The following is a 715-nucleotide window of genomic DNA, read 5'->3' as shown; positions in this document are numbered from 1 at the left end:
ATACTGCCGCCGTCTCGCCACCACGCTTGCCGATACGCGTACTGTTATCGACAATCTGAAAACCGAACCCGTCGGCGAATTACGTATTTCCCTGACTTCCACCGTCATCGGTTCCCGCGCTTTTCAGACGGCCTTTTCGCGATTGCAAACCGAGTTCCCAAAAATCCGCCCCGTCCTCAATTTCAGCGATACCTTGGACGACCTGCAACACAATCAGACCGACATCGCCATACGCGGCGGCGACCGCGCTTTGGACGATCCCAATCTTATCGCGCGTCATCTCGTTACCTGGCAGTCCACCATTTGCGCCGCGCCCGATTATCTCGACCGGCATCCGCCCATTACCCATCCCTCGCAGCTTCACGCTCACCGCTGGCTGCATTTTTTACCTGTTCGCACCACCTTGCAAAACGGTGAAGAAAGCTATTACCTCGACGTCGCCGACAGCATTGCCTGCACGCATCTTGCCGCTGTCCGCAGCCTGACCGAAAGTGGATTTGGTTTGTCTTTGCAGGTGGGCGGCGAAGTGAGGGAAAAAATTGCACAAGGCCGTCTGAAAGCGGTTTTGCCCGAATGGACATTGCCGCCGGTTAGCCTTTATTTGGTGACGCCTTATCGTGTGCAGTCTGCCAAAACCGAGGCTGCCGTGCGCATTTTTACCGAGAGTTTTGCCAAGGAAGGGGATTTATGAGCGCGGAAAATTGGAGCGTTTACC

General features: G+C 55.2%; 1 protein-coding gene. It reads left to right on the top strand.

Annotated features, from left to right (window positions below; translation table 11 throughout):
- Positions 1 to 691, top strand: a 691-nt coding sequence (locus tag ACTHUR_RS14035) for a substrate binding domain-containing protein (protein WP_440399164.1), incomplete at its 5' end; no start/stop codon positions are given.
- Positions 692 to 715 lie beyond the last annotated feature (24 nt).

Source organism: Neisseria sp. P0021.S007 (assembly GCF_051956855.1).
Note: the sequence above shows the minus strand (reverse complement) of the source record. Positions and strands in the feature narration are given on the sequence as shown.